Here is a 22,975-nt window from a genome sequence, read left to right on the forward strand (position 1 = left end):
AATTACTATCTTCCGCAGATTCCTACAAAATCACAATATGTACAGACATTCAAATCCTCCGTTTTTTTGAAAGGAATTGTCGGGTCAAGCAGATTGTTCAGAATTTCTGTTAATATCCGCTCTGATTTTTGGATAAAATGAACGGGGTCCAAACCTTCCGTCAATTCCAGCGGATTGGATATCAGGTTTGTCGGATCACGGAAGGAATAAAATCCGGATTTGATCAGATATTGTCCAAATTCATACGTTTTTCCGCCGATATTTAGACCTTTTTCATCCTGCATTTTCCGGTACATCAGGTATTCATACATCCAAAGTTGTCGGACATAACCAGCTTTCCGGTCAGGATCGGTCAGGATGATTTCCTCCTTACGTAGCGGATCAGCCACTTTTTGTTTTCCGGTAAGTTCTACACTTCCCGTTTTGTAATCCATCACATAAAGTGTCCATTCATTTTCATCAAGCTCGATCCGGTCAATTTTTCCCCCGATCTTAACCAGCGTATTTTCGTTTTGTAAAACAAGATGAAGTTCGGTTCGCAAGGGTTGTTCCGCTGCCAGTATTTTCTTTCTTGGCGTTTGTTTTATTTGATGATTTAGAAAGGTAAGAATCTGCTGTTCACCCACTTCATAATAGATTTTGTTCAATCCAAGATCCGTGATATAACCTTTAAATAACCGGTCAAATTCTTCTCTCAAAACCACTTTAATCTCATCGTTCGACGGATCTTTTTCTTTCAGGAAAAATGCCTGATCAATGTTTTCCAGACTAGCATGCAGCCATGTCCCGATTTTGTCCATTCCCAACTCTTCTTCCACGTCCTCAGCTTCCTGCACGCCAACAATATGTTTCAGATAAAACTGCATGGAACAGCGGATCAGCTCATTTAAATGGGTAGGATAGAGGCCTTTCCCGGAGAGATAATTTCGAATCGCCTGTAACATGGCAGCATCCTTCGGAACATCTTCGTTAAGATTTTCACTTGCAACCGTTTGGAAAGAAACCGTTTTATTTTCAATTGTGATAGCCGGATTGTACTGAGCAAGTTCAAATTCTACCTGCTGGATAAACCGACTTTTTTCGCCTCCACCCGGTGCATCATTTGTGCTGGTGTAAAGCATATGAACTTCGGAAGCACGCTGCAATAATCGGTAAAAGTGATACGACATAACGGCCTCCTGATGTTGGTGTGTAGGCAAACCAACCGCTTGTGCAGCATCAAAAGGTATCAGCGAATTCTGGCGTTTGGCTTGCGGAATTATGCCCTCATTTACGGAAAGGATAATAATTCTTTCAAAATCCAGTGCACGGGTTTCCAGCATTCCCAGAATTTGCAGAGAACTGATGGGCTCGCCGCTAAAAGGAATCCGGGTTTGACGTATCAGTTCAAACATAAAAGAACGCAGCGTTTTCAGTGTAATCACTTCCGGCCGGTCTTCCAGAGTTTGTTCAAATTGTTTTAATAATGTATAAAAAAGATACAAATATTCCGTTTCCAGAGCATTTTTATATTCCTTATAAACTTCCCGCAAAATATCGATCAGACCATAAAATGTCTGGATCACTAACTTGGAATTATTTTTGGGCCAATGCGTGAAAAGTATTTTGAACAAAGCATTTCCCTGTCCCAATTCCATCAGCTCATCGGAACTCAGATAAACTCTGTTTCCATCCGTAATCTGCCAGAGTGTTTCCTGAATGATTGTATTTGTTTTCTCCGTCAGCAACGGCCGCAAAACTGCGTGTTCGTAATGACGGATAAAAGGATGATTCAGTACTTTATTTATGGATTTATGATTGAATTTTGGAATGCGAATATTTCGTCCGCTCTTGTTCCGGAATTCAACGACGTTTTGCTGTAACTCAAAAACGCTGTCGATCAGCGTATAAAGCATGGAATTGCGCAGTGACAAACCCATGGTGATGTTGAGGTCCGTAACGCCCTCATCCAATGAATATAACATCGGAAGCAAAAGGTTTTCATCCGCCAATACAATGGCAGTAGTTACCGGTTCAGAAGGGTTGTCGCCCTTTTTCATAGCCGCATAAAGCTGACCGGCTACTTTTGTCTGAAGTGTTGCATTGGGAACACCGTAAACGGTAATGTCTTTTTTTGTTGATAGCAGATTGTCTTCCGTCCAGTTCCAGTCTCCGAAGATTTTGAGTTTCTGGTATTCCCGCAAACTTTTTCCAGCTTCCACGCCGGTATTTTCCGACATGTAGTATTGGTCCGTATCCCACAATACTTCTGCCCGGCCTGCTTTTACGAGGGCCGTCACAACCTTTTTTTCAGACTCAGTAAAAGCATTAAATCCGGCAAAATAGATCTTGTCATAATCCGTTCGTTGGAGCAAAAGGTTGTCAACGTCTTCGGCCAGCTGTCGGTACGCCATACCGCGGTATGCTTTTCCGTTTTTCAAAAGCCGGGTACGGAACGTGCTGTAAACCGTTTTTATATTTTCAAAAAGAGAAAAGTATTGTTTGCTTCCATTGCTGTTTTTTAAGGTTTTACCATCAGGCAGGTTTTCCTGCCAGCGGGTTAGCGCTTTTGCTTCGGAAAGATAATCGAACAGATAATTTGTGTTGACCAGATACTGGTCAATTTTATCAAGATCACTTAGTAAAACTGATGCCCAACCCATAAATCTGTCAAACTGGACATCAGGATCTATGGTTTTAAAAGTCTCGTATAATTCAAAAAACAAGTGAACCGGATCTTCAATTTCCAGGGTACAGATACTTTCAACAAAGTCATCAACGGCCTCCACTTTCGGGCTCATAATGGCCCTGGTTGTTTCATTTGCCAATTCCTGCATTACGAAAAACGCCGCGCGCCTTGTCGGAACAACAATGGTGATCCGGTCGAGAGACGTACCGTTTTCTTCTAAAATATGACAGGCAACTTTGTTAAGAAATGAAGGCATTTTTTGGAGCTATTTGCTTTTAGCGATTGGCTTTTAGCTTTTCGATACTAAGCCCTTTGTAAGTTTAATAATTAATTCTAAGGATTTGAATTTTTCCAAAACCGGATGAACTCTTTTTCGTAATGAAGCTCTATAAAAGCTAAAAGCTAATCAAACAACGGCCAGTTGATCCCAAAAGAAAATGCACGGCGCAAACCCAGATATCCGGGCGTTTGATAATATCCTTTTGGGCCGCCAATTCCCTGATTTACATGAGCCATTTTAAAGGCAAGGCGTATGCGTTTAATCCGGATATTGGCAAAAATATCAGCAACCACATATTGCCTAACTTCAAAGGAGTCTTGCAAGTGAAATTGCTGGGTGATCGGCATGTATGCATCAGCAAAATAAGAAGAACGGTACATTGCTGAAAGCCCTAGTTGAATGAATAATACTTTTGCATAAGTAAAATCAAAGGTCAGTTGACCACTTGCAAAATATTTTGGGATTCTAATGATATCTTCGTTCGAATTAATTGTATAATAAGCCATGCCGGAAAGAGTCCAACGATTCATATGAATGTTGGTGGTGGTGCCTATTTTTAGCAAATTAAAAACACTACCGAGCTGACGGGGAATAGAAGCCGTATCATAGTAAACATAATTGTTTACTAGATTATATTGCACTTCGGGCGTAAGTTGAATATTTCTGGTTTTCAGCGGGAGCGAGCCGTAAATGGTGTTTGTTCCTGTTAGTTTAAAGTTGTTCTGCCAGGCAAAGTTATTGCCAATATAGTTTTGTGCGATCAGGTCGGGAGAGGTGAAAATGCTCTGATAGCCTGCTTTGATCCATTTGGTATCCAGTTCTCCTTTTACTTTAAAATCCCGTCCCAGTAAATGTTCCGCCTCAGCGGTGATATGTTGCGTTGAATCTTTAAGATAATAACTCAGCCATAGGCCCACAATGTTATCAAACTTAAGACCGGTCCGGTATGCAATTGTTAAATGCCCATCTGTATTTGGTTCCTGCCCGGTCACATTCATTCCATACAAACGCTGTCTTACGTAAGCACGATAATTAAAGCCCGAAAATGTACCTTTGATACCAATTTTGTTATCGAATAATTTGTAGAAAATATCCTGGCGGATGTTAGCGGTATCATAGCGTGAAACGGGGTACACACCATTATTAAAGCCACGTTCCGCGACCTTATCGGTATAGCGGTTGATTGTACTTTTATAATCTGTTTGCGTAAAAACCTGAAAACCGTTTGCCAGTTTATACTGCTGGTAGATATGGAAAACGTGTCGCCTTTCCCAGGAATTGGCATCGTCACTTATTCTGGCCAGACCATCATAGGTGTAAATTCCGTCTCCCGTCGCGCTGTTGTCGGGTATTACACCACCTTGTTCACGCACTTTTTGGTTCAAATGGCTGTAATGAGCCAGGATCAGGTATTTACTGTCTTTGGAAAAATAATGTCCCTGCAACAGGAAAGTCCAGTTTTGTCCCAGCAAGGCCGCAGAATTGACCCCGTAAATTCCATATTGCTTATTGGAAGTAAGGCGCTGGCCTTGCATACCAAAATTAAAGCGCGGATTAACATTCTGGGAGTAGCCAAATTTCCCCAGCGTTGTTTTTCTTCCACCAGACCGGTACGTCAGATCCGTGTATTGAGAGTGCGTATCAATATATTGAATCTCATCTTCCTGAATCGCATAGGGATCATAGGCGCGCATACCAAGCTGTGCGCCAATATCCTGACGCGGCTGAAAAAATAAATTCCGTGTAGCAGTTCCGGTATTTCCCAGGTCCACAAGTTTTCCATAAGAACGGTCCACGGGAGTCCAGCGATTAAAATCCGGTAACAGCGTATCTACACGGTAACGCACTGAATCACGGTTGTTTATAATATCATTTTCATAAAAATGCAGCGTAGTTTTTGGGCCATAAATTGTTTTCGTGCTGTCATCCAGAAGTGGGCCTTTTCCTCCCTTTGAGCCTCCACCACCTCCGCCTGGCATATTGATACCACCGGGAAGTTTGACCTGGGCGGTTGCTATAATTGGCAAAAGCAAAAAGCCTGATAAAACAAGAAAAACAACAGATAATAAAATTCTCATAAACGATTCTATAATTCCACCGATTTTAGGGATAGGGTTACAAGGTGTGATTCGTAATCCAGTGATCAAATGGATCGGTATCGGCTCCGAAATTTATCTCCATTGGCAAATAAGCAAAACGATCCAAAACACCTGATTGGGCTGCAAGTGGTTTTAACTTCACCATATCCTTTTCAGTAGTTACTACAAAAGTATCGTTTTTTATGTACTTAATAAGATGTTCCAAATCCGTTGGCGTGTAATTGTGATGATCAGGAAAAATAATTTCCTCTACAACGTTATACTTGCTTCGAAGATATATAGTAAAGGGCTGTGGATTGGCAATACCGGCTGCGATTATAACATTTTTTAACAGAACAGGGGTCAAAGTATAAGAAAGCGGCTCAGAATATCGGATGGAAGCAAAAAAAATTGATACTTCCGGGCGACTGTATTTTTGTATTGAAAGTTTGATTTTTTCTTTTTCAGTATCTGGCAACTCAGCAGGACTTTTGGTGACTACAATGACATCTGCTCTTTTTGCACCGCTTCTTGTTTCACGTAATCTGCCAGCGGGAAAGGGAAAATCTTGGTAAAACGGACGGGTGAAATCACTTAATAAAATGTTGATATCACGCTGAATGGCCCGGTGCTGATAGGCGTCGTCGAGCAGGAGCAGGTTACGTTCAGGAAACTTCTCGTGTATGGCAAAGGCACCTTTTACCCGATTTTCACAAACGGAAACAATAATGTTTTTGCCAAATTTTGAAAAATATTGTAAAGGCTCGTCTCCTATATCGGATGCCGTAGAATTATCGTCAGCAAACAGCAAACCTTTGGTTTTTCTTCCGTATCCTCTGCTTAATACAGCAATCTGGTATTTTGCTGCAAGAATTTTTGTAAGATACTCTACCATAGGTGTTTTTCCTGTTCCTCCTACGGTGATATTACCAATGGAAATTGTGTATTGAGGAGCCTTTTGAGATGAGAAAATATTGACGTTATAGAGGAAATTCCGTAGCAAGGTTATCCAACCATATACCCGTGAAAAAGGTGTCAATATTATTTTTATCCAATTATGTTCTGCCATCTTATCTGCATAATTACATATTTTTTGGTTAATATTGTTCCCCGAAAAAAAACTGACACCATAAAATATGCCTTTAAGAATTGTGTTTCAACCCTATACACTTCATTTTCGAATGGAGGCCGGTACGTCTCGCGGGGTGCTGAAACAAAAAACTTCCTGGCTTTTGAAGGTGACAGACATAGAACAACCTGGCATTGAGGGATATGGCGAATGCGGTCCGCTGCCCGGGCTAAGTTTTGATGATCTTCCGGATTTCAGGGAACAGCTGATCGAGGTTTGCGAACTTTTCAATCAGCTGGATCTGGATGTTTTTCCCTTCAATCTTGCTATTATTTTACAGCAGGTTATTCCTGATCATTTACCGTCTATCAGGTGCGGAATTGAAATGGCTTTGCTGGATTTTATGAATGGCGGGCAGCGTATTCAATATAAAAATGCGTTTTCCAAAGGAGAGAAAGGAATTCCGATGAACGGACTTATCTGGATGGGATCTTTTGATCACATGACAGAACAGATTGAAGAAAAACTTGCTCAGGGTTATACCACGCTGAAAATGAAAGTGGGTGCCATCGATTTTGAACAGGAATGTCGTGTGCTGGAATCGGTGCGTTCGCGGTTTTCGGCTGAGCAGATAACCTTGCGTGTGGATGCTAATGGAGCATTCAAGCCTGAGGAGGTTTATTCAAAATTACAATGTCTTTCTGAATTTCAACTGCATTCTATTGAGCAGCCGATCAAAGCTGGTCAACTGGATTTATTAACCGAAGTTTGTGCCAATTCTCCCATTCCGGTTGCCTTGGATGAAGAACTGATCGGGATATTTGATTACAGGAAAAAGTTTGCGCTTTTGAAAAAAACGCAGCCACCCTTTATCATTTTGAAACCAACGCTTCTCGGTGGTTTTCAACATTGTAAGGATTGGATCGAAATTGCTAACAGACTTTCAATTGGCTGGTGGATGACCTCCGCACTGGAATCTAATATAGGTTTGAATGCCATTGCTCAATTTACTGCTTCCTTCGATAATCAGCTTCCACAAGGACTTGGGACAGGCCAGCTTTATCACAATAATATCGAATCTCCGCTTAAAACGGATCACGGATATTTGTTTTTTGATCAATTGAAATCCTGGGAGATTGATCTGGATGAAGAAGCGTGGTGTTGATAATTATTAAGTTCCAAGGAAGTTTAACTTTTGATATTTAGTAATTCTATTACTTCACATTCGGCAATGTTTCTTGCGCCTTCCTTGAAAAATCCTTTCGTTCCAATAATTATTTTTCCTTTGTGGTAATCAATGAAATCAGGGCTAATGATCCACATTTTTGCGGTGCCGTCTAATGGTACAGGAATATTATTTTCCATAATAATATCACCTTTCTCATTCTCGAATTCTGGCCATATCATAAATTGCAGACCTTTGTGATTGTCTTCGTGGAAGTACCAAAAGTTAGGTTTGTATCCCTGATAGACTGGCGACCATCTTCCTCCTTCCTGTAAAGTGTAAAATCGATAAGTCACCCGAAAATCGGGCTCCCGATGCATAAATTCCTGATAGGATTTGTGGAAGTCCATTTTTGTAACTTAAAGCTATGGATTACAAAATCAATTAACCCAATCAACCCCTTTTCTTAGCAATTTTAAAGTAATATCCTCTTCTGAACCTTCCTCAGGTATAAAATTATATTCCCAATTTGCCTGCGGCGGCAAACTCATCAAAATCGATTCTGTGCGACCATTCGTTTCCAGTCCGAATTTTGTTCCACGATCCCAGACCAGATTAAATTCCACATAACGTCCGCGACGAAGGTATTGCCATTGTTTTTGCTGCTCCGTGAAAGAAGCGTCGCGATGTTTCTTCATGAAGGACGTATAAACAGGGGCAAAGCTTTCTCCGATTTCTTTTACAAAAGCAAAAAGTTCTTTTTTCGATAAATTTCTTCCGTAACCTGCTTCATCCGGTTTGAGATAATCGAAAAAGATACCGCCGATTCCCCGGGTTTCATTTCTATGCTGAATAAAAAAATAATCGTCAGCCCAGGTTTTAAATTTTGGATAAAAGTCGTGGTGATGTTTGTCGCAGGCAGTTTTTAAATGCGTATGGAAAATTTTTGCATCTTCTTCAATCACATAATGTGGTGTTAGGTCAATTCCGCCGCCAAACCAGCAGGTACCATTGCTCAGTTCAAAATACCGCACATTCATGTGAATAATAGGAACCAGAGGGTTTTTAGGATGCATAACGATCGATACGCCTGTGGCTGTAAAATGAAAATCGTCGGTCTCATTGAGCTGCATTTGCTGGCGAAGGCGCGGATGAACTTCACCCTTCACACTGGAAAAATTCACTCCTCCTTTTTCAATAATATTCCCGTTCTGGATTAATCGGGTTCGTCCGCCCCCTCCGGAATGATGCTCCCAAAGGTCTTCTTTGAATTTTCCTGCGCCGTCCTCCTTTTCGATTGCCGCGCAAATGTTATCTTGTAATTGTTTGAAAAACCCTTCTATATCTTCAACTGTCATTATAAATCTGAAATTGTGCGGGGCGAAATTACGATAAATTTGAAAGCAGAATTACCTCATTTCAAATTTAAGGATTTGTATCAAACGAACTTTTAAAGTTCAGGGATTATTTTCAAGGTAGGCTGGATGTTTCGCAATAGATTGGATTCCCGTAGTTCCTACATTTCCAAGATAACGGCGTGCCGCGACCACCGTACGGGTTTCGAAATCGTCATAATTTAAGGCATCCGGTTTCATACTGCTAATCCTGACATTCCCTGATGCATGAATAAATTCCCCATTTCCCAGATACAGGGCGACATGCGTGACACGGGCATCAGGCGTTTTATTTTTTCCGCTTGCAAAAAATATCAGATCACCGGATTTTAAGTTTTTCAAAGCTTCTTCCAGATTTAACCGGCCATTTTGTAATACAGAAACCGTCTCACCTACCATCACTTGTTGCGAAGCGTCGCGCGGAATTACTATTCCATTCATAAAAAATGCAGTTTTGGTAAATCCGCTGCAATCCACACCTTTCACAGAAGTACCACCCCACAAATACGGGACACCGATCATCGTTTTGGCAATCTCAATAATCTGCTCGGGGTTTGGAGAAGGCTTTTTTAGCCATTTTGAATAATCTATCATTTGCTCATGCGGGACAAACGCAGTTCGGCCATCAGGATAAATAACTTTATAGAACCCTTTCTGCTTACTATCACTAACCAGAATATCTCCCATAACCAAATCTGAAACTCTTTGGGATTTTCGGTCAGGATTAGCAAATGCGTGGCCATAATCATCGATAAAGACAAGCTTGTCTTTTTGCTTCCAACTTTCCATTTCAGCGGCTGTCTTTAACGAAATCGCTCCTGCATCCAGCCAGGAAATATATCCATCCGGAGTGCGGACGAGATAGTAATAACCATCCTTTTTCAAAATATCAAGTGGCGTTCCAAGCAAAGCTTGAGTGGCAAGTTCGGCCGCGTTTTTAGGGTTCGAGCGGATATTTACGACGGAAAGATTAACAAGAGCGAAGATTTTTTCTCCCAAACTTTTTGCTGGAAGCGTCTGAACCGGGGTTTTAATTTTAATTCCCGCCTTTACAAGAGAATCAGAAAACTTTTGAGCTGCTTTAAGTTCTGTTGTTTCAAAATAGTTGTTACCTGTACTATCTGCCAGAAGTTGGAAAATAGCCGTTCTTTTATCAGGTGCATATTGTTTTGTGATAGCTCCTGCTATATCGGATATTTTTTTATTTTGAATTGAATCTGTGGAAATTGTTTGATTTTGCCCATTTGAAATAAATGGTAAAAGAAACAAAAAGAAAAGAGAGAATTTATTGCTTTTCATATAGATAATTAAAAGGTAAGCTAATACATAAGGGTAAATAATACAAGCTTTAAAGCTGTTTGTGGACATGGAAGAGAGCAAAACGTACTTTCAATTTTAATATTTTGATGAAATTTTTGAAATAATTAACATTTTGTTAAAGTATTAATGGTGTTGATAACGAGTGATTTATGTTTTGAATTAGAAAAGTATCAGAGATTCGGGCTTAACGTAGTTAAAATATCAGGAACCATACACAGGGGATTTTTGTCTAATACCAGCAGCCAAACGTGTGATTTATCACAGTTTATTTTCTGCGTCTTTTTGGGGGCGACTGGAATTGACAGCGGGTTGGGATTCTGTGTGTAAGCATGTCGGGAGCTGGGGGTACCTCCCGTAAATAATACCTTTCAAACAATAACTGGCGAAAATACTTACGCCATGGCTGCCTAATCCGGAGGATTTAGCAAATGCCATCATCCCTCCAACCTACGCACTGATGGTTGGGCTCCGGGGTGTCGCAAATCAGTGCTGGTTGGAATAGTGGTACGGAAATCCAACGAGACCCAAGGACCTAAGGCCAAGACGCGGGTCCGCCGTGAACCTTGTCTGGCTCGAAAATTTAATCGCGGATAAGCATGTAGAAGGCGCAGGGTTTCCCTGTTCTGGACGAGGGTTCGAATCCCTCCGTCTCCACGAAATACACTTCCAAATTATTTAAAACCCTGTTTAAATCATTTAAACAGGGTTTTTTGTTGCATCTACGGTATCAAAACTTATAAAAATTCACATAATTCAAGTGCTATTCGTGTAGTATGTTTGAGCTCAAAAAAGTGCCCGCTGTAATTGATTTAAGTATTTGTTGTTCAGTGTGTTAGATTGGATTAATCTTGTTTTTTTTGGGTAGAATCCGAACTTTGTTTCGTGCTGAATATTAAGAAGTGATGGAAAAAAACATGGGTAATTATTTTAACTAAACCAGCAAAAAACGAAAGTGGGGGAGAGCGGTTCATCTATCTTAGAATTACCATCGATGGTGGGTCAAACGAGATTTCCACAAAAAGAAAATGGGCTGTGATCTGTTGAAATTCAGGTTCTGGCCGTCCGCCAGGTATAAAAGAGTATGCCAAAATACTTAATGCCTTTCTTGACACCCCAACACAACATGTACATCAAGCTCGTCTAAAATTAATGGATTCTGGAAAAGAGTGAAATATCTCTCAAATTTCAAAAAATAGTGCTGAGCTGCGTTAAAAGAGGTTGGTTACACCGTGAGCCCTTTTCTGGTTTAGCACGGCGTGAAAGAAGTTAAGAGTTTTTGACAAAGGCAGAACTGGAAATACTTGTTGGCATAAACATTAAGATCGAAGGGGGCGCGCAAGTACGTGATATTTTTGTCTTATTCTGCTACACCGGGCTTGCTTACGTAGCTATAAAGCAACTTAGTCGTTCCGAACTTTTGAAGGACGTTGATGAGAAAGAACGGCTCATGACACAACAGCAAAAAAAGGAATCACTAACACGTCTTTCAATGCTTTGTAAGGCACTTGAAATAGTTCAGAAATATAATATGTATCCGGAATGTGTAAAGTTAGATTTAGTGCTTCCTGTTTTGAGTAACCACAAAACTAATTCTTATTTGAAAGAGTGTGCTGACATTTGTGGTATTACAAAGAATCTTACCTTACCTATCGCCAGACATACTTTAGCAACTACTGTAACTTTGAGTAATGGAGTGAACATATAGTCGCTTCTAAGATGCATTTGTAGTATTGTTTGATATTTTGAGGTATTATTCCTAAATATACAACGTAGAAAATCGGTTACTTAAAATACTAGGATACTGGAAAAATTATATCAGTTACCAAAAGATAATTTTTTTATTACCATTTGATAATTGAAATATACCTGATTGCAATTTATGTTTATGGTATAATGCCTGTTCAGGGCGCAGAATCAATATTATGTTTGCTAATATTTTGTACCGTGATGACATTATTATGCAAAAGATGTGTCCAAAACTAGTTGTACTCGTCTTTTGTGCAATCTAATTTACCACAATGTACAAAACATGCAAAGTTTTTTTGAGAACCAGAATTTCAATATTCCAATACAATCACATGTAATCGATGATTTAAGATCAGTATCCACATTGTTGACAGTAAAGGATAAATACAATATCATTATGCCGGATTCTAAGCAGAATTATATCTATCTTGTATTAAATGGTGTTGTAAGATGTTATTCTTTACATGAAGGGAAAGAATGGACAAGGTAGTTTTTTTGCAAAGGGGATCTGGCATTGTCTATTGATGGATTTCTTACCGGAGAGAAATCGAATGAATTTTTCGAAACCAGCACCTTTACGGAGCTGATCGCTGTGAAGAAGCAGGATTATTTCTGTCTTTTAGAAAAACATCAGTCATTGAAGATAGCCACTAATTACCTTCTAGATGGTTATCTAGTCCGAAGAAGACAGTATGATTACAGTATGCGATTTTTATCTGCTGACGAACGTTACAGTTGGTTTGTGAAACAGTATCCGTATATAGCTAACCGTATTCAGTTAAGGCATTTGGCTGATTTTTTAGGTCATACGGCGCAATCCCTTTCGCGTAGCAGAAGCAAATATCAGCGAAGAGGATCACAATAAAATTATATTACTTGCCAATTGGTAATTTATTTGTTGTCATTTGGCAATTGCTATCTACATTCTCCGGGTTGTAAGTTTGTCCTCTTGTTTATTAAGTGAGTCTGCCTCTTTACAATTCGTTTCCATTAAAACTCAACGGTATGAAAATTTATTTATTTAAAGATCAGAAGACCAACTACGCCAAAATACTGAAATCAAGATGTCTTTTTAATAAAGTACCATTTAAATTTACTTTTTAAATGTCATAGCTTTTGCCAGACAGACAGTATTATCCTTCTCAATTCTATTATTATAATGCCTCATCAACAATTGCCCTTCTCTGAACAACAAAAACTGACTGATAGTATCGACGCCGATTTAAACCCTATTTACTGGGCGAGCGATGCAAATGGTGACCTTAACTTTCTTAGTCCTGGATGGATTGATTTTACCGGCAGGGATATTGCTTTCGGCGAAATTCTGAAAATCAATCAATTTATGCATGTGGATGACTTAGCGGAGTATGAAGAAAATTTAGTTAGCAGTTTGACCAAAAAGGAATCTTTTAGTTTTCAGTTTCGAATGCTGACAAGAAGCGAGGAGTACCGCAGTGTTCTGGGTAGATTTGTGCCGCTTTATACCAGTGAGGGGAAATTTAATGGCTATGTAGGAATTTGTAAGGAAATAGCATAACGTGGCGATTTTTTGGATCAGCTAAGCAGAGTGGTTATGGATTTTTCTCAATTCGACCAAACTATGGAAGAGCGGTATGTCGCTAACCATAAGCTGAACAAAATAATTGGTCAGTTGCAAATGTTTTAAAGTATTGCCCGGTCGCAATGGTGTTGTTAGATGTTACCGCGTTTAAAGAGAATGGCAAAGGAATTGATTTTATATTTTCGGGATATTCACCAAAGGTGCTGGATATTTTGGGTCTATCGGGAAACGATATTACCCATAAATGTTTTTATGAATGCATGCCTATTACAAAAGATTCAGCTCCCTTAACTTTATGTGTAAAAGTGGTTGGTAGTGGTGAGACGGGGAACAATATTCATAAAAAATCCAGGGCAGGATGAATCCTTGTTAAATGTAATTGTCTCATACCAGGTAGATAATCAAAATGGTATCGTTATGATTATTACTGAAAATTAGTTTCCGAATCTAGGAGAAATATTAGGTTTTAAACCTTGCATGTAGAATTAAGAACCATTATTCATCCTAATTCTGAAAATTAATGAAATGTTTTTCGGCTGGGGTTTGCGAGTTTAATAATGGATTACCAAGTAGTTGAACTCAAAATATAATAGTTTGTTAGAGGTCAATTTGCCACAGAATCATATCGTCAAAGATCTACTTAGATTCTGTGTTGATAACCAGCTAACTATTTCAAATTATCAAAGTGACATCTCGATACCTTAAAAACCAAGAAATAAATGACTTTTCCTCACGAAGGAAAAGATATTAAAAAAAAACCGCCTAGATGCCCGGTAGATTCTAATGAAATAAAAGTACTGGTAACCGTCTTAAATAAAGCCTCGTTAGCAGGTCATAGCTTTTAAGTCATTATGGCTGCTGCGAGAAAGCTTTCGGTCGTAATTTGGAACGTGATTATCAAGGCCGAACCATATAGAAAGACTTATGTTGAAAAGAACATTTAAAAAGCAAAAGATGATAAATTTGAAACACATCGATAAAAAACCACATGCTCTTCAATTGAGAAAAGAGGAACTGGAGAAATTAATTATAAAGCAATCATTTTTAGTAATTTCAAGTCCGGTTGTAAAGAAAAAGGCTATGCCGGTCAATATTCTATTAGGTCACAGGTATGGTAATAAAAGGAGTATTGGCAAATTTTTATAAAAGAAACGATCAAGTAAAACATGTTCTACTTGATCGTTTTTAAATGATGAAAATTACTTGTTGATCATGACTTTATTCACACTGGCAGAACCATCTTTCCGACTTATACGTAAAACGTATAAACCTGCCGGGAATTCTTTAACATTGATCTCCCGCACAAGATTTCCTGTTGATTTGTATACCAAAATACCTGTTAAATTAGTCAGTTCAATATGATCCACCTTATTCCATTCTCCGGGATTGATACTGAGAGTTGTAGATACGGGGTTAGGATACAATGTGGTACTCACATTTTGTCCTGCATCAATACTACGAATTTTGCTGAATGCATAAGTATCATCCAAATCGACCATTTTTAACCGATAATAGTTTGTTCCGGAAAATGGTTCATGGTCGTAACCTGAATATTTAATAATACTTTTGCTATCGGATGCTGCTTGCACAGTTTGCAAGGTTGTCCAGGTGGCTGCGTCAGCACTTCTTTCAATCCTAAATTCTTTACTGTTTTCCTCGGAAGAAGTAGCCCATTCCAGCAAGATGTCTTTATTTTCTACTTTGGTTGCGGTAAAGCTGATCAATTTTACGGGCAGAGCGCAATCAGATACGGTTACAGAAATTGTATCATTGCAAGTTCCTCCATTGGTCCAGATAAAATGATAAATGCCCGGAGCGCTGAATCCCGTAATATCAGTTGTTGCGTTGGCTGGGTCAGCGATTACGGCTGATCCAGGGTTATCTGACTGAGCGAGCCATGCTATTCCTGAAACTTGTGAAGCTGCCATTTTTGCAATATCAGTCATACATATTTTTGGTATGTCAGGACCTGCATCTGGTTTAATACAAGCATTGTAACAAATCGCACCGTCATTGCCGCTGGATGGCTGGCCCTGGGAGCGGAGTACGGCTGTTGTATTTCCGGTTATATTTTGCACTGTGCTTATTTTGTAAATGCCACCGGTCTGGTTATCGCCTGCATATAAATTCCCCTGGGCGTCAAAATATGCGGCGCCGATTGAACCGGTACCAAAGGATGAACCACCTGACACATTTCCTATGGTGGTTACAGCACCAGTATTAGGGTTGATTTTATATAGCTGATGTGGAGCCGAGTTTGCAACAGCATACAAAAATCCATCAACAGGATTATAGGCAAAGTCAGATATGTTCACGGAGGCAGTATTTGACTTTGATAAAAGGGTTAGATACGTAGGAGAGGCAGGATTTACATCTACTCTGAACAGGTCACCGCCATTGTTATATAAGTACAAAATTCCGTTTCCATCAATTGTTCCTGAGTTATATCCGGCATTATACAATCCGGGAATCCTGAAATAATGAGGCTCTCCATCAGCCCCAATCCTGAAAATTGTTCCGGTTCCTACAACATTGTCTGTAAAATTATTGTCCTGCACACTTCCCCAAAGTTCATCATCCGTTGGATTATATCCCATAGCATTCAGGTTGGTGGCCCGGTTCGGGTTTGTTATATCTGTATAAATTGTCGTCTGTATTCCGGTATTAATATCGACAGAAATTAAATCAACTGGTCCCGCAAAAGAAGTCGTTTGCTGAATCAGGAAAGCTGTATTTACACAACCAATAGGACTGTCGCAATTGGTTACAGTAACAGTTAATTTATCATTACAAGTGCCAGTACCCCAAGTGAAATTGTAAATTCCAGCCATGGTAAAACCCTTGATCACGGTTGTCGGATCCGAGGCATTGGTAATGGTAGTAGCCGAGGGATTGCCCGGATCTGCCATCCATCCGGCTCCGCTGGCAGCAGTAGCGGCAGTCGTAATAGTTTGATTCTGGCAAATAGATTGAGCTGGTCCGGCAACGAATACTGGCTTAGTAATAATCCTGTTGGTAACGGAAGAAATACAGCCTGTTGAAATCAGTTTGGCAACGGTAGGGTAGGTTCCGGCATCAAGTCCGGAAAACAATGTTACGCCTGGTGCTCCAAAAGTGACACCGCCGTCAATACTGAACTGATAATTGGCTAGAGGTGTGAGACCTGTAAAGGTAATGCTTCCATTTGGGTTGGTACAATTGGTACTATTCACTCGATTGGCACCGGGAGCCGCCGGAGATGCTGGATCGGTTATTGTCACTTTGGTAACGGGTGAAATACAACCCGTCGATTCATTTTTTGAAACAGTGGAATAAACTCCGCCGGAAAGAGACGTAAAACTTGTTTGTCCTGATGTCCCGAAAGTTGTACCGCCATCTATGCTGAATAGAAAACCTGCGGGGCCAGGTGCTGTAAATGTAATACTACCGGCCGGCGTGGAACAACTTGAATTATTAACCTTTGTCGAAATAGGTGCCGTACATTGCCCCATGGCCATGTAAAAGGATGAGAAAGTCAATACTGAAATCAGTATCAAGCTTGTAAAGGCGTTTAGTTTCATTGGTTTGTCTCAGTTTTGAAGTGGTTATTTTCATTTTTCGCTTTTCATTTGCTGAGTACTTTGGACTGTTCTAATCGAAATTCAGGTAAAAATTGTTAAGAAATAAAGATATTTTATATCGGTACATTCGTAATACGGACTATGGAGTTATTCGTCACACGATATGCAAACTTCTCATATTTTAATCGGGTAATATGCCAAAAAGGCTTAGCCAATGAATGAGGGTTAGAAATACGGCTAATTCAAAATGTTTTTATGATAGATTTTTTGGCGGATAGCAGATAACCTTACGAGGCTATCTCGTAATTGTATTTTGTAGAAAGCATGCAAAGAAATAGAACGAAGGGAAAAGGCACTCTTTAAAATGAGAAACCAGTGAAGGACGAAAAATTACATGAGACTGCTCCGATTTAACCAGTTCTCAGTTATAATTTTTATAAGGATTGTTGCTGAATAGCAAAGTAATTGCAGATTTTTAGAAATTGGCCAGTTTGCGACAATAGACCAGGAAACTTTCTATATGAGTAAATTTTTATAGTAAAATGGTAGGCTGTGAGACAATAGTCAGAAGCTGTTTTGGTGAAATAAGTTGCAGTATTATGGATTAATCAGCCGGCAATTCCCGAATGTTCTGACCAGTTTTGTGCCATTACAAATTCAATCTCTTTACGCAATTTTTGATACTCGGATGGTTTGGTCAGATAATACGCCGCTCCCAGCAATTTAGTTTCGTCGATATCTTTCTTTGCTGTCGAAGTGGTAAGGATAATAACTGGAATATTTTTCAGATTTATATCTTTTTTTAATTCCATAAGGCATTTTCTTCCGTCCATCCGCTGCATATTTAAATCAAGAAATATAAAATCAGGCACAGGCTGTATACGGCCACGCAATTTTATGAGAGCATCTTCGCCATTGCTGGCAATCAGGCATTTAAATAATGGATTGATTTCATTGACTGCTTCACAGAAAAATTCGCAGTCATCGGCATCATCATCCACAATCATAAATGTTAAGGCGTGGGTCATTTTTATTCGTATTTGGAGCAAGGTAAGCAACTTAATCTCAATTATTTGGAAATAGTAGCTTTTTGTTTATTAGAGTTAATGACTCCGCGTGTTTTGCGTGACGGATATTGAACAAAAATTGTCCTTAATAACATCCATTTTCTACAAAACAAAATCATGGAGACGAGGTTACAGAAACCGGACGGAAAACAAAACGGTTTTTTCGACATAACATTTTCTATCTTTATGTTTCCCACAGCCATGGTATCTACGAAAAAAAGTAAAATCCAACCATCAGCCACAATACAGAATTTTCCGGTAATAGGTATAGGCGCATCCGCAGGAGGGCTTGATGCTTTCAAGAAGTTCCTGAAAGCCGTTCCTGAAAAATCCGGAATGGCCTATGTATTGGTTCAGCATCTTGACCCGTCGCACGATAGCATCCTTCCCGAAATCCTGGAAAAAGTAACGAATATACCGGTAAATGAGATTACGGATGACATTCACCTGGCACCGGATCATATTTATGTTATCCCGGCCAATAAAATTCTTACGACCTACGACGGTGTGCTTAAACTTGAACCCCGTGAAAAAATAAAGAAAAATCAGGCAATAGATGTTTTCTTCACATCACTGGCTTCGGTTCATAAAGAGCTTGCCGTCGGCATTGTGTTGTCGGGAACGGGCTCAGATGGAAGTTTGGGCCTTGAAGCGATAAAAGAACATGGCGGAATGACCTTTGCCCAGGATCAGAAATCCTCAGCTTATGGCGAAATGCCCGGAAATGCTGTTAATGCTGGCGTTGTTGATTTTGTACTGACACCCGCAGAAATGCCTGCCAAGCTTATGCAGATTGCCATTGTAGGAGAAGAAGAAGCAGATACTGATCAAGAATCCTGGAAAAACGATACCGTTTACAGGCAGGTTTTGGCATTGCTCCAGCAGCAAAGCAATGTAGACTTTACCTATTATAAGCAGACAACGATTAGACGGCGAATTGCCAGAAGAATGTCCAATGCTAAAACCGCAAGCCTGTCAGAATATTTGCAGGTTTTGCTTGGAGATAAAACGGAACAGCAGTCATTATTCCAGGATTTACTAATTCCGGTTACCTCCTTCTTTCGGGACCCGCTTACTTTTGATGCGTTATCAGAAAAAGTCTTACCGGTTTTATTTAAAAACAAGGCAGAAGAGGATCCAATTCGGATATGGGTAGCGGGCTGTTCCACAGGGCAGGAGGCATTTACAATGGCCATTTGCCTTTATGAATTCCTGGGGGACAAAATTAAGGACCAGCGTATACAGATATTTGCTTCTGATATTTCTGAAAGTGCCATACGCAGAGCCAGAGAGGGAAAATATAGCAAAACCGATGTTCAAATGCTTTCAAAAGAAAGATTGGATAAATATTTTAAAGAAAGCAACGGAGAATATCTGATTAATAAAAACATACGGGATATGTGCGTTTTTGCGATTCAGAATTTTTTAAAAGATCCTCCTTTTGCTAAAATAGATTTGATAAGCTGCCGGAATGTACTGATATACATGAATTCCTTTTTGCAGAAAAAAGCGCTCAATACTTTTCACTATGCGCTTCGGAAAAATGGATTTTTGATGCTTGGTAAATCAGAAACACCGAGTGTCGTTTCTGAATCGTTCAGCGTTTTTATCCGAAACCTTAAAATTTACACGAGGAAGTCTGTACCAGGCCGTTTTATGCACGTAGCAACCGAACGAAAAGAGGAACAGGCTGTAAAAAAAGGGATAAAAGAGGCAAAAGCAGATATGCCGCACACAGGATTCAGGAAAACTGCCGAAGCTATTTTACTTTCGAAATATACTCCGGCAAGTGTCATCGTAAATGACCAGATGGACATCGTGCATATTCATGGAATTATTACCCCATTTCTTGAACCTTCACCGGGAAAGCCTACCTATAATGTTTTTAAAATGGCGCGTGAAGGATTAGGCTTTGAGCTTAGAAATGCCTTATACAAAGCCAAATTAAACACTGCGCAGGTTATTAAAGAAGGAATACCAATAAAAATTAACGGACGGCAACAGTTGGTCAATATTGAAATCATTCCACTGGTCAATACCGTTGAACCCCATTTTCTGATCGTTTTTGAGAAAACGCCGTTGCCTGAATCGTTTCCTTTGGGCCAAGGTTCTGAAAGTACAGCTTCTCAGTTAAGGATTGACCAACTGGAAAATGAATTGGCCCAGACCAGGGAAGACATGCGCAGCATTACCGAAGAGCAGGAAGCTGCCAATGAGGAACTCCAGACGGCAAGTGAGGAATTGCAAAGCAGCAGTGAGGAAATGCAAAGCCTGAACGAGGAGCTCGAAACATCCAGGGAGGAATTGCAGTCGAGCAACGAAGAGCTGGTGATTTTGAATCAGGAATTGCTCGATAAGCAGGAGCAGCTGAATACGGCGCGTTTGTATTCCGAAGCCATTGTCACCACGATTCGGGAGCCACTGGTTATTTTGGACAAAAGTCTGCGTGTTAAAACAGCGAATACGTCTTTTTATAAGAAATTCAATTTTAACGAAAAAGATACGGAGGACAAGCTTTTCTATGAATTGCAGGACAACCAATGGGATGATCATGTGTTGCGGTCATTGCTTGAAAACATTCTTCCTCAGAAAACCAGACTTGAAGATTTTGAAATAATACTCAACTTTCCTTCACTGGGAGAGCGGACCATGTTACTGAACGCGAGGCAGATCGTAAATGAAGTAACTGCCGAAAAATTAATTTTGCTTGCCATTGAAGATATTACAGAAAGGAAAACGACCGAAATTAATCTCAAAAACTTTTCGGATGAACTTGAAACAAAAGTAAAAGAACGAACAGCCGATCTTGTACAAACCAACATGCAGCTGGAACAATTTGCCCACGCAGCCAGCCATGATTTGCAGGAGCCATTACGTAAAATCGTAACTTTTTCCAACCGTTTGCAGGCCAAACATAAAAACGAATTATCCGAAGAGGTAAGTTCTTATCTTGAAAAAATTGAAGGCGCATCCACACGCATGAGCAAGCTTATTCAGGATTTGTTAAATTATTCTTACCTGATCAACCATGATATTCTTTTTGCACCAACGGATCTGGATGAAATTTTAAAAGATATTCTTAACGACTTTGAGTTGTTGATTGATCAGAAAAAGGCAAAGATAACCAGTGATACGTTACCCATTATTGAAGCTATTCCATTGCAGATGAATCAATTGTTTTATAATCTGATCAGTAATGCACTAAAATTTTCTCTGGACGACGTTCCGCCTGTTATTCACATTTCTATCCATTCACTTTCTGAAAAAGAAACCGGAAAACGCCCGGGCCTTAATAGTAAAGTTAAATATTGTGAAATTATTTTCAAAGATAATGGTATTGGTTTTGACCAGAAATACAGTCAACAGATTTTTACAATTTTCCAGCGCCTCAACCATCCTGGCAAATATCAGGGAACGGGAATTGGCCTGGCACTTACTAAAAAGATTATCGAAAATCATCATGGTGAAATTTATGTGGAAGCAAAAGAAAATGCCGGCGCTGCATTTCATGTTATTTTACCGATACAACAATTAGAAACTAAGTAGCTTTTTGAATCCGCACTAAATAATTCATGAAAACCTGGAATATGTCTGGAATCTTATTTTCTAAATACCGATAGATTATTCCGTACTATTATTTGTTCGAAAAAGAGGAAAAGGAATGGGAATTTGACTAAATTTTAAATAAAAAAGTCTTTACTTGTAGTTTGGAAAAATGAATGGTTTTTACAGTAATTCCCAATGTACAGATTTTAAAAACGACCATGGAAAGTTTTGTAAATGAAAAAAAACTGGCAGCAAAAGAAGCCGTAAAGCTTCTTTCTGACAATCAGATTGTAGGTTTGGGATCGGGCTCATCGGCTACTCTTGCCATTATTGAAATTGGAGAAAGAGTCAAAAACGGGTTGAAAATAAAAGGTGTCCCTACTTCGGATAAATCAAAAGAACTTGCCATATCGCTGAATATTCCTTTGCTCGAAATCGGCGATGTGGATTTTATCGACATTACTATTGATGGCGCTGATGAATTCACAACCGGTCTTGATCTGATAAAAGGCGGAGGAAGTTTCTTGTTAAAGGAAAAGGTGGTTGCTTCTTTGACAAAACAGGAAATTATTATTGCCGATTCCTCCAAAAAGGTTGAACTACTGGGAAAATTCACAATTCCGGTTGAAGTAATTCCCTATGCTTCCCGCTACGTGACCGGACAATTGGAAAAGCTGAATGGTATTGGTAAAATCCGATTTACTGACAATAAACCGCTGGTTACCGAAGAAGGAAATTATATCATTGATACCGATTTTGGCCTTATTACGGATCCCGCTACACTTTCCGACAAACTTCATGCGATAACCGGCGTTGTTGAACACGGTTTATTTATAAATCTGGCCAGCATGGTAATTATGGGAAATGGAGACTCGACAGTTACTTTTTCCTGAACCAACAGAGATAGTTTTATAAAACCCTAATTGTCAAAAAAATATTTGTCAGCTGTTATGGTTTATAATTTTCAATAAAATAAATAATTTCAGCTGTTTGGCTAATTGATTAATTATAGATTTTCATTAAATTGTAAAAAAAAACAATATACGGCGAATCTTTTGAAGTTATGGGAAAAGGTAAAGATCTATTCGGTAAGTACAATGACCTGGCCAAAGAAAATGGTGTAGGCAGTGAAGATTGTCAATACGCCAATGTACTTTTTCAGGCACTTTTAATGGTAGGAGAACGAAAAGTTTTTGAATTATTGGAAGAAGCAGATGAATCAGGCAAAAAACTTGTACTGGAATATTCTAATGATCACGGCGGTGAGGAAGCTATTCCAAGCAACATCGTTTTGGTCTAATCGTTGCGCCAATATGCCGCTAAAAGCCTCCTTATTAAAGTTTCTCTAGCCATTGGTTTTTGAGTTTTTATGTAAATCGATTACTATTTGCAATTCAGGAATACGATTGGAATACAAACATTTGAAATTTTGAGTATCTTGTATTATATAATAATTTCCGGAAATCCTGGTGACAAGGTTTCCGGAAAATTTTTTGCGTACTAACCAAATAAAGAGTGTTG

General features: G+C 39.4%; 14 protein-coding genes and 1 other RNA gene. 7 read left to right on the forward strand and 8 right to left on the reverse strand.

The annotated features are described in order from the left end of the window. Positions 1–5: 5 nt before the first annotated feature. From FZF08_RS22455 to lpxK, 3 genes are all read right to left on the reverse strand, one after another. A complete protein-coding gene (locus tag FZF08_RS22455; RefSeq protein WP_159473676.1) occupies positions 6–2,924 on the reverse strand; it encodes a PD-(D/E)XK nuclease family protein in 2,919 nt (972 codons plus the stop codon). Between the two features lie 146 nt (positions 2,925–3,070). Next, positions 3,071–5,026 (reverse strand): putative porin, encoded by a 1,956-nt coding sequence (locus tag FZF08_RS22460; protein WP_159473679.1) that lies wholly within the window; start codon positions 5,024–5,026, stop codon positions 3,071–3,073. 37 nt (positions 5,027–5,063) lie between these two features. Next, complete coding sequence (gene lpxK / locus FZF08_RS22465) at positions 5,064–6,095, reverse strand: tetraacyldisaccharide 4'-kinase (RefSeq protein WP_159473682.1); 1,032 nt, start codon at positions 6,093–6,095, stop codon at positions 5,064–5,066. A 67-nt stretch (positions 6,096–6,162) separates the two neighbouring features. Between lpxK and FZF08_RS22470 the strand changes: the two genes are divergently transcribed. Continuing rightward, on the forward strand, positions 6,163–7,260 hold the full coding sequence (locus tag FZF08_RS22470) for an o-succinylbenzoate synthase (RefSeq protein WP_159473685.1): 1,098 nt from the start codon (positions 6,163–6,165) through the stop codon (positions 7,258–7,260). Positions 7,261–7,283: 23 nt separating this feature from the next. Here FZF08_RS22470 and FZF08_RS22475 read toward each other — a convergent pair whose 3' ends face one another. The 3 genes from FZF08_RS22475 to FZF08_RS22485 all read right to left on the reverse strand — a co-directional run bounded on the left by FZF08_RS22475 (position 7,284) and on the right by FZF08_RS22485 (position 9,953). After that, a complete protein-coding gene (locus FZF08_RS22475) occupies positions 7,284–7,670 on the reverse strand; it encodes a hypothetical protein (RefSeq protein WP_159473688.1) in 387 nt (128 codons plus the stop codon). A gap of 30 nt (positions 7,671–7,700) precedes the next feature. After that, on the reverse strand, positions 7,701–8,618 hold the full coding sequence (hemF, locus tag FZF08_RS22480; protein ID WP_159473691.1) for an oxygen-dependent coproporphyrinogen oxidase: 918 nt from the start codon (positions 8,616–8,618) through the stop codon (positions 7,701–7,703). Between the two features lie 99 nt (positions 8,619–8,717). Beyond that, the gene (locus FZF08_RS22485) at positions 8,718–9,953 is read right to left on the reverse strand and encodes a C40 family peptidase (RefSeq protein WP_159473694.1); all 1,236 of its coding nucleotides are present in this window, start codon (positions 9,951–9,953) and stop codon (positions 8,718–8,720) included. 305 nt (positions 9,954–10,258) lie between these two features. Between FZF08_RS22485 and ssrA the strand changes: the two genes are divergently transcribed. The 3 genes from ssrA (at position 10,259) to FZF08_RS22500 (ending at position 13,257) form a co-directional block, all read left to right on the forward strand. Further along, positions 10,259–10,631, forward strand: a transfer-messenger RNA (tmRNA) gene (gene ssrA, locus FZF08_RS22490). Between the two features lie 619 nt (positions 10,632–11,250). Then, on the forward strand, positions 11,251–11,679 hold the full coding sequence (locus tag FZF08_RS22495) for a hypothetical protein (protein ID WP_159473697.1): 429 nt from the start codon (positions 11,251–11,253) through the stop codon (positions 11,677–11,679). 1,200 nt (positions 11,680–12,879) lie between these two features. After that, positions 12,880–13,257 carry a PAS domain-containing protein gene (locus FZF08_RS22500; protein ID WP_159473700.1) on the forward strand — a complete coding sequence of 126 codons (378 nt, stop codon included), beginning with the start codon at positions 12,880–12,882 and terminating at the stop codon, positions 13,255–13,257. A 1,223-nt stretch (positions 13,258–14,480) separates the two neighbouring features. On the opposite strand, the gene FZF08_RS22505 is transcribed toward FZF08_RS22500, so the two are convergent. Then, entirely contained in the window at positions 14,481–16,841 is a 2,361-nt protein-coding gene (locus tag FZF08_RS22505) for a T9SS type A sorting domain-containing protein (RefSeq protein ID WP_159473703.1), read from the reverse strand. A 608-nt stretch (positions 16,842–17,449) separates the two neighbouring features. Beyond that, positions 17,450–17,869 carry a response regulator gene (locus tag FZF08_RS22510; protein ID WP_159473706.1) on the reverse strand — a complete coding sequence of 140 codons (420 nt, stop codon included), beginning with the start codon at positions 17,867–17,869 and terminating at the stop codon, positions 17,450–17,452. Positions 17,870–18,025: 156 nt separating this feature from the next. On the opposite strand from FZF08_RS22510, the gene FZF08_RS22515 reads away from it, so the two are divergent. From FZF08_RS22515 to FZF08_RS22525, 3 genes are all read left to right on the forward strand, one after another. Next, the gene (locus FZF08_RS22515; protein WP_159473709.1) at positions 18,026–21,454 is read left to right on the forward strand and encodes a chemotaxis protein CheB; all 3,429 of its coding nucleotides are present in this window, start codon (positions 18,026–18,028) and stop codon (positions 21,452–21,454) included. A gap of 218 nt (positions 21,455–21,672) precedes the next feature. After that, a complete protein-coding gene (rpiA, locus tag FZF08_RS22520; protein WP_159473712.1) occupies positions 21,673–22,347 on the forward strand; it encodes a ribose-5-phosphate isomerase RpiA in 675 nt (224 codons plus the stop codon). 170 nt (positions 22,348–22,517) lie between these two features. Next, positions 22,518–22,754, forward strand: a complete 237-nt coding sequence (locus FZF08_RS22525; RefSeq protein ID WP_159473715.1) for a hypothetical protein — start codon at positions 22,518–22,520, stop codon at positions 22,752–22,754. Positions 22,755–22,975 lie beyond the last annotated feature (221 nt).

This window comes from Dyadobacter sp. 3J3, assembly GCF_009801115.1.
Classification (GTDB): domain Bacteria; phylum Bacteroidota; class Bacteroidia; order Cytophagales; family Spirosomataceae; genus Dyadobacter.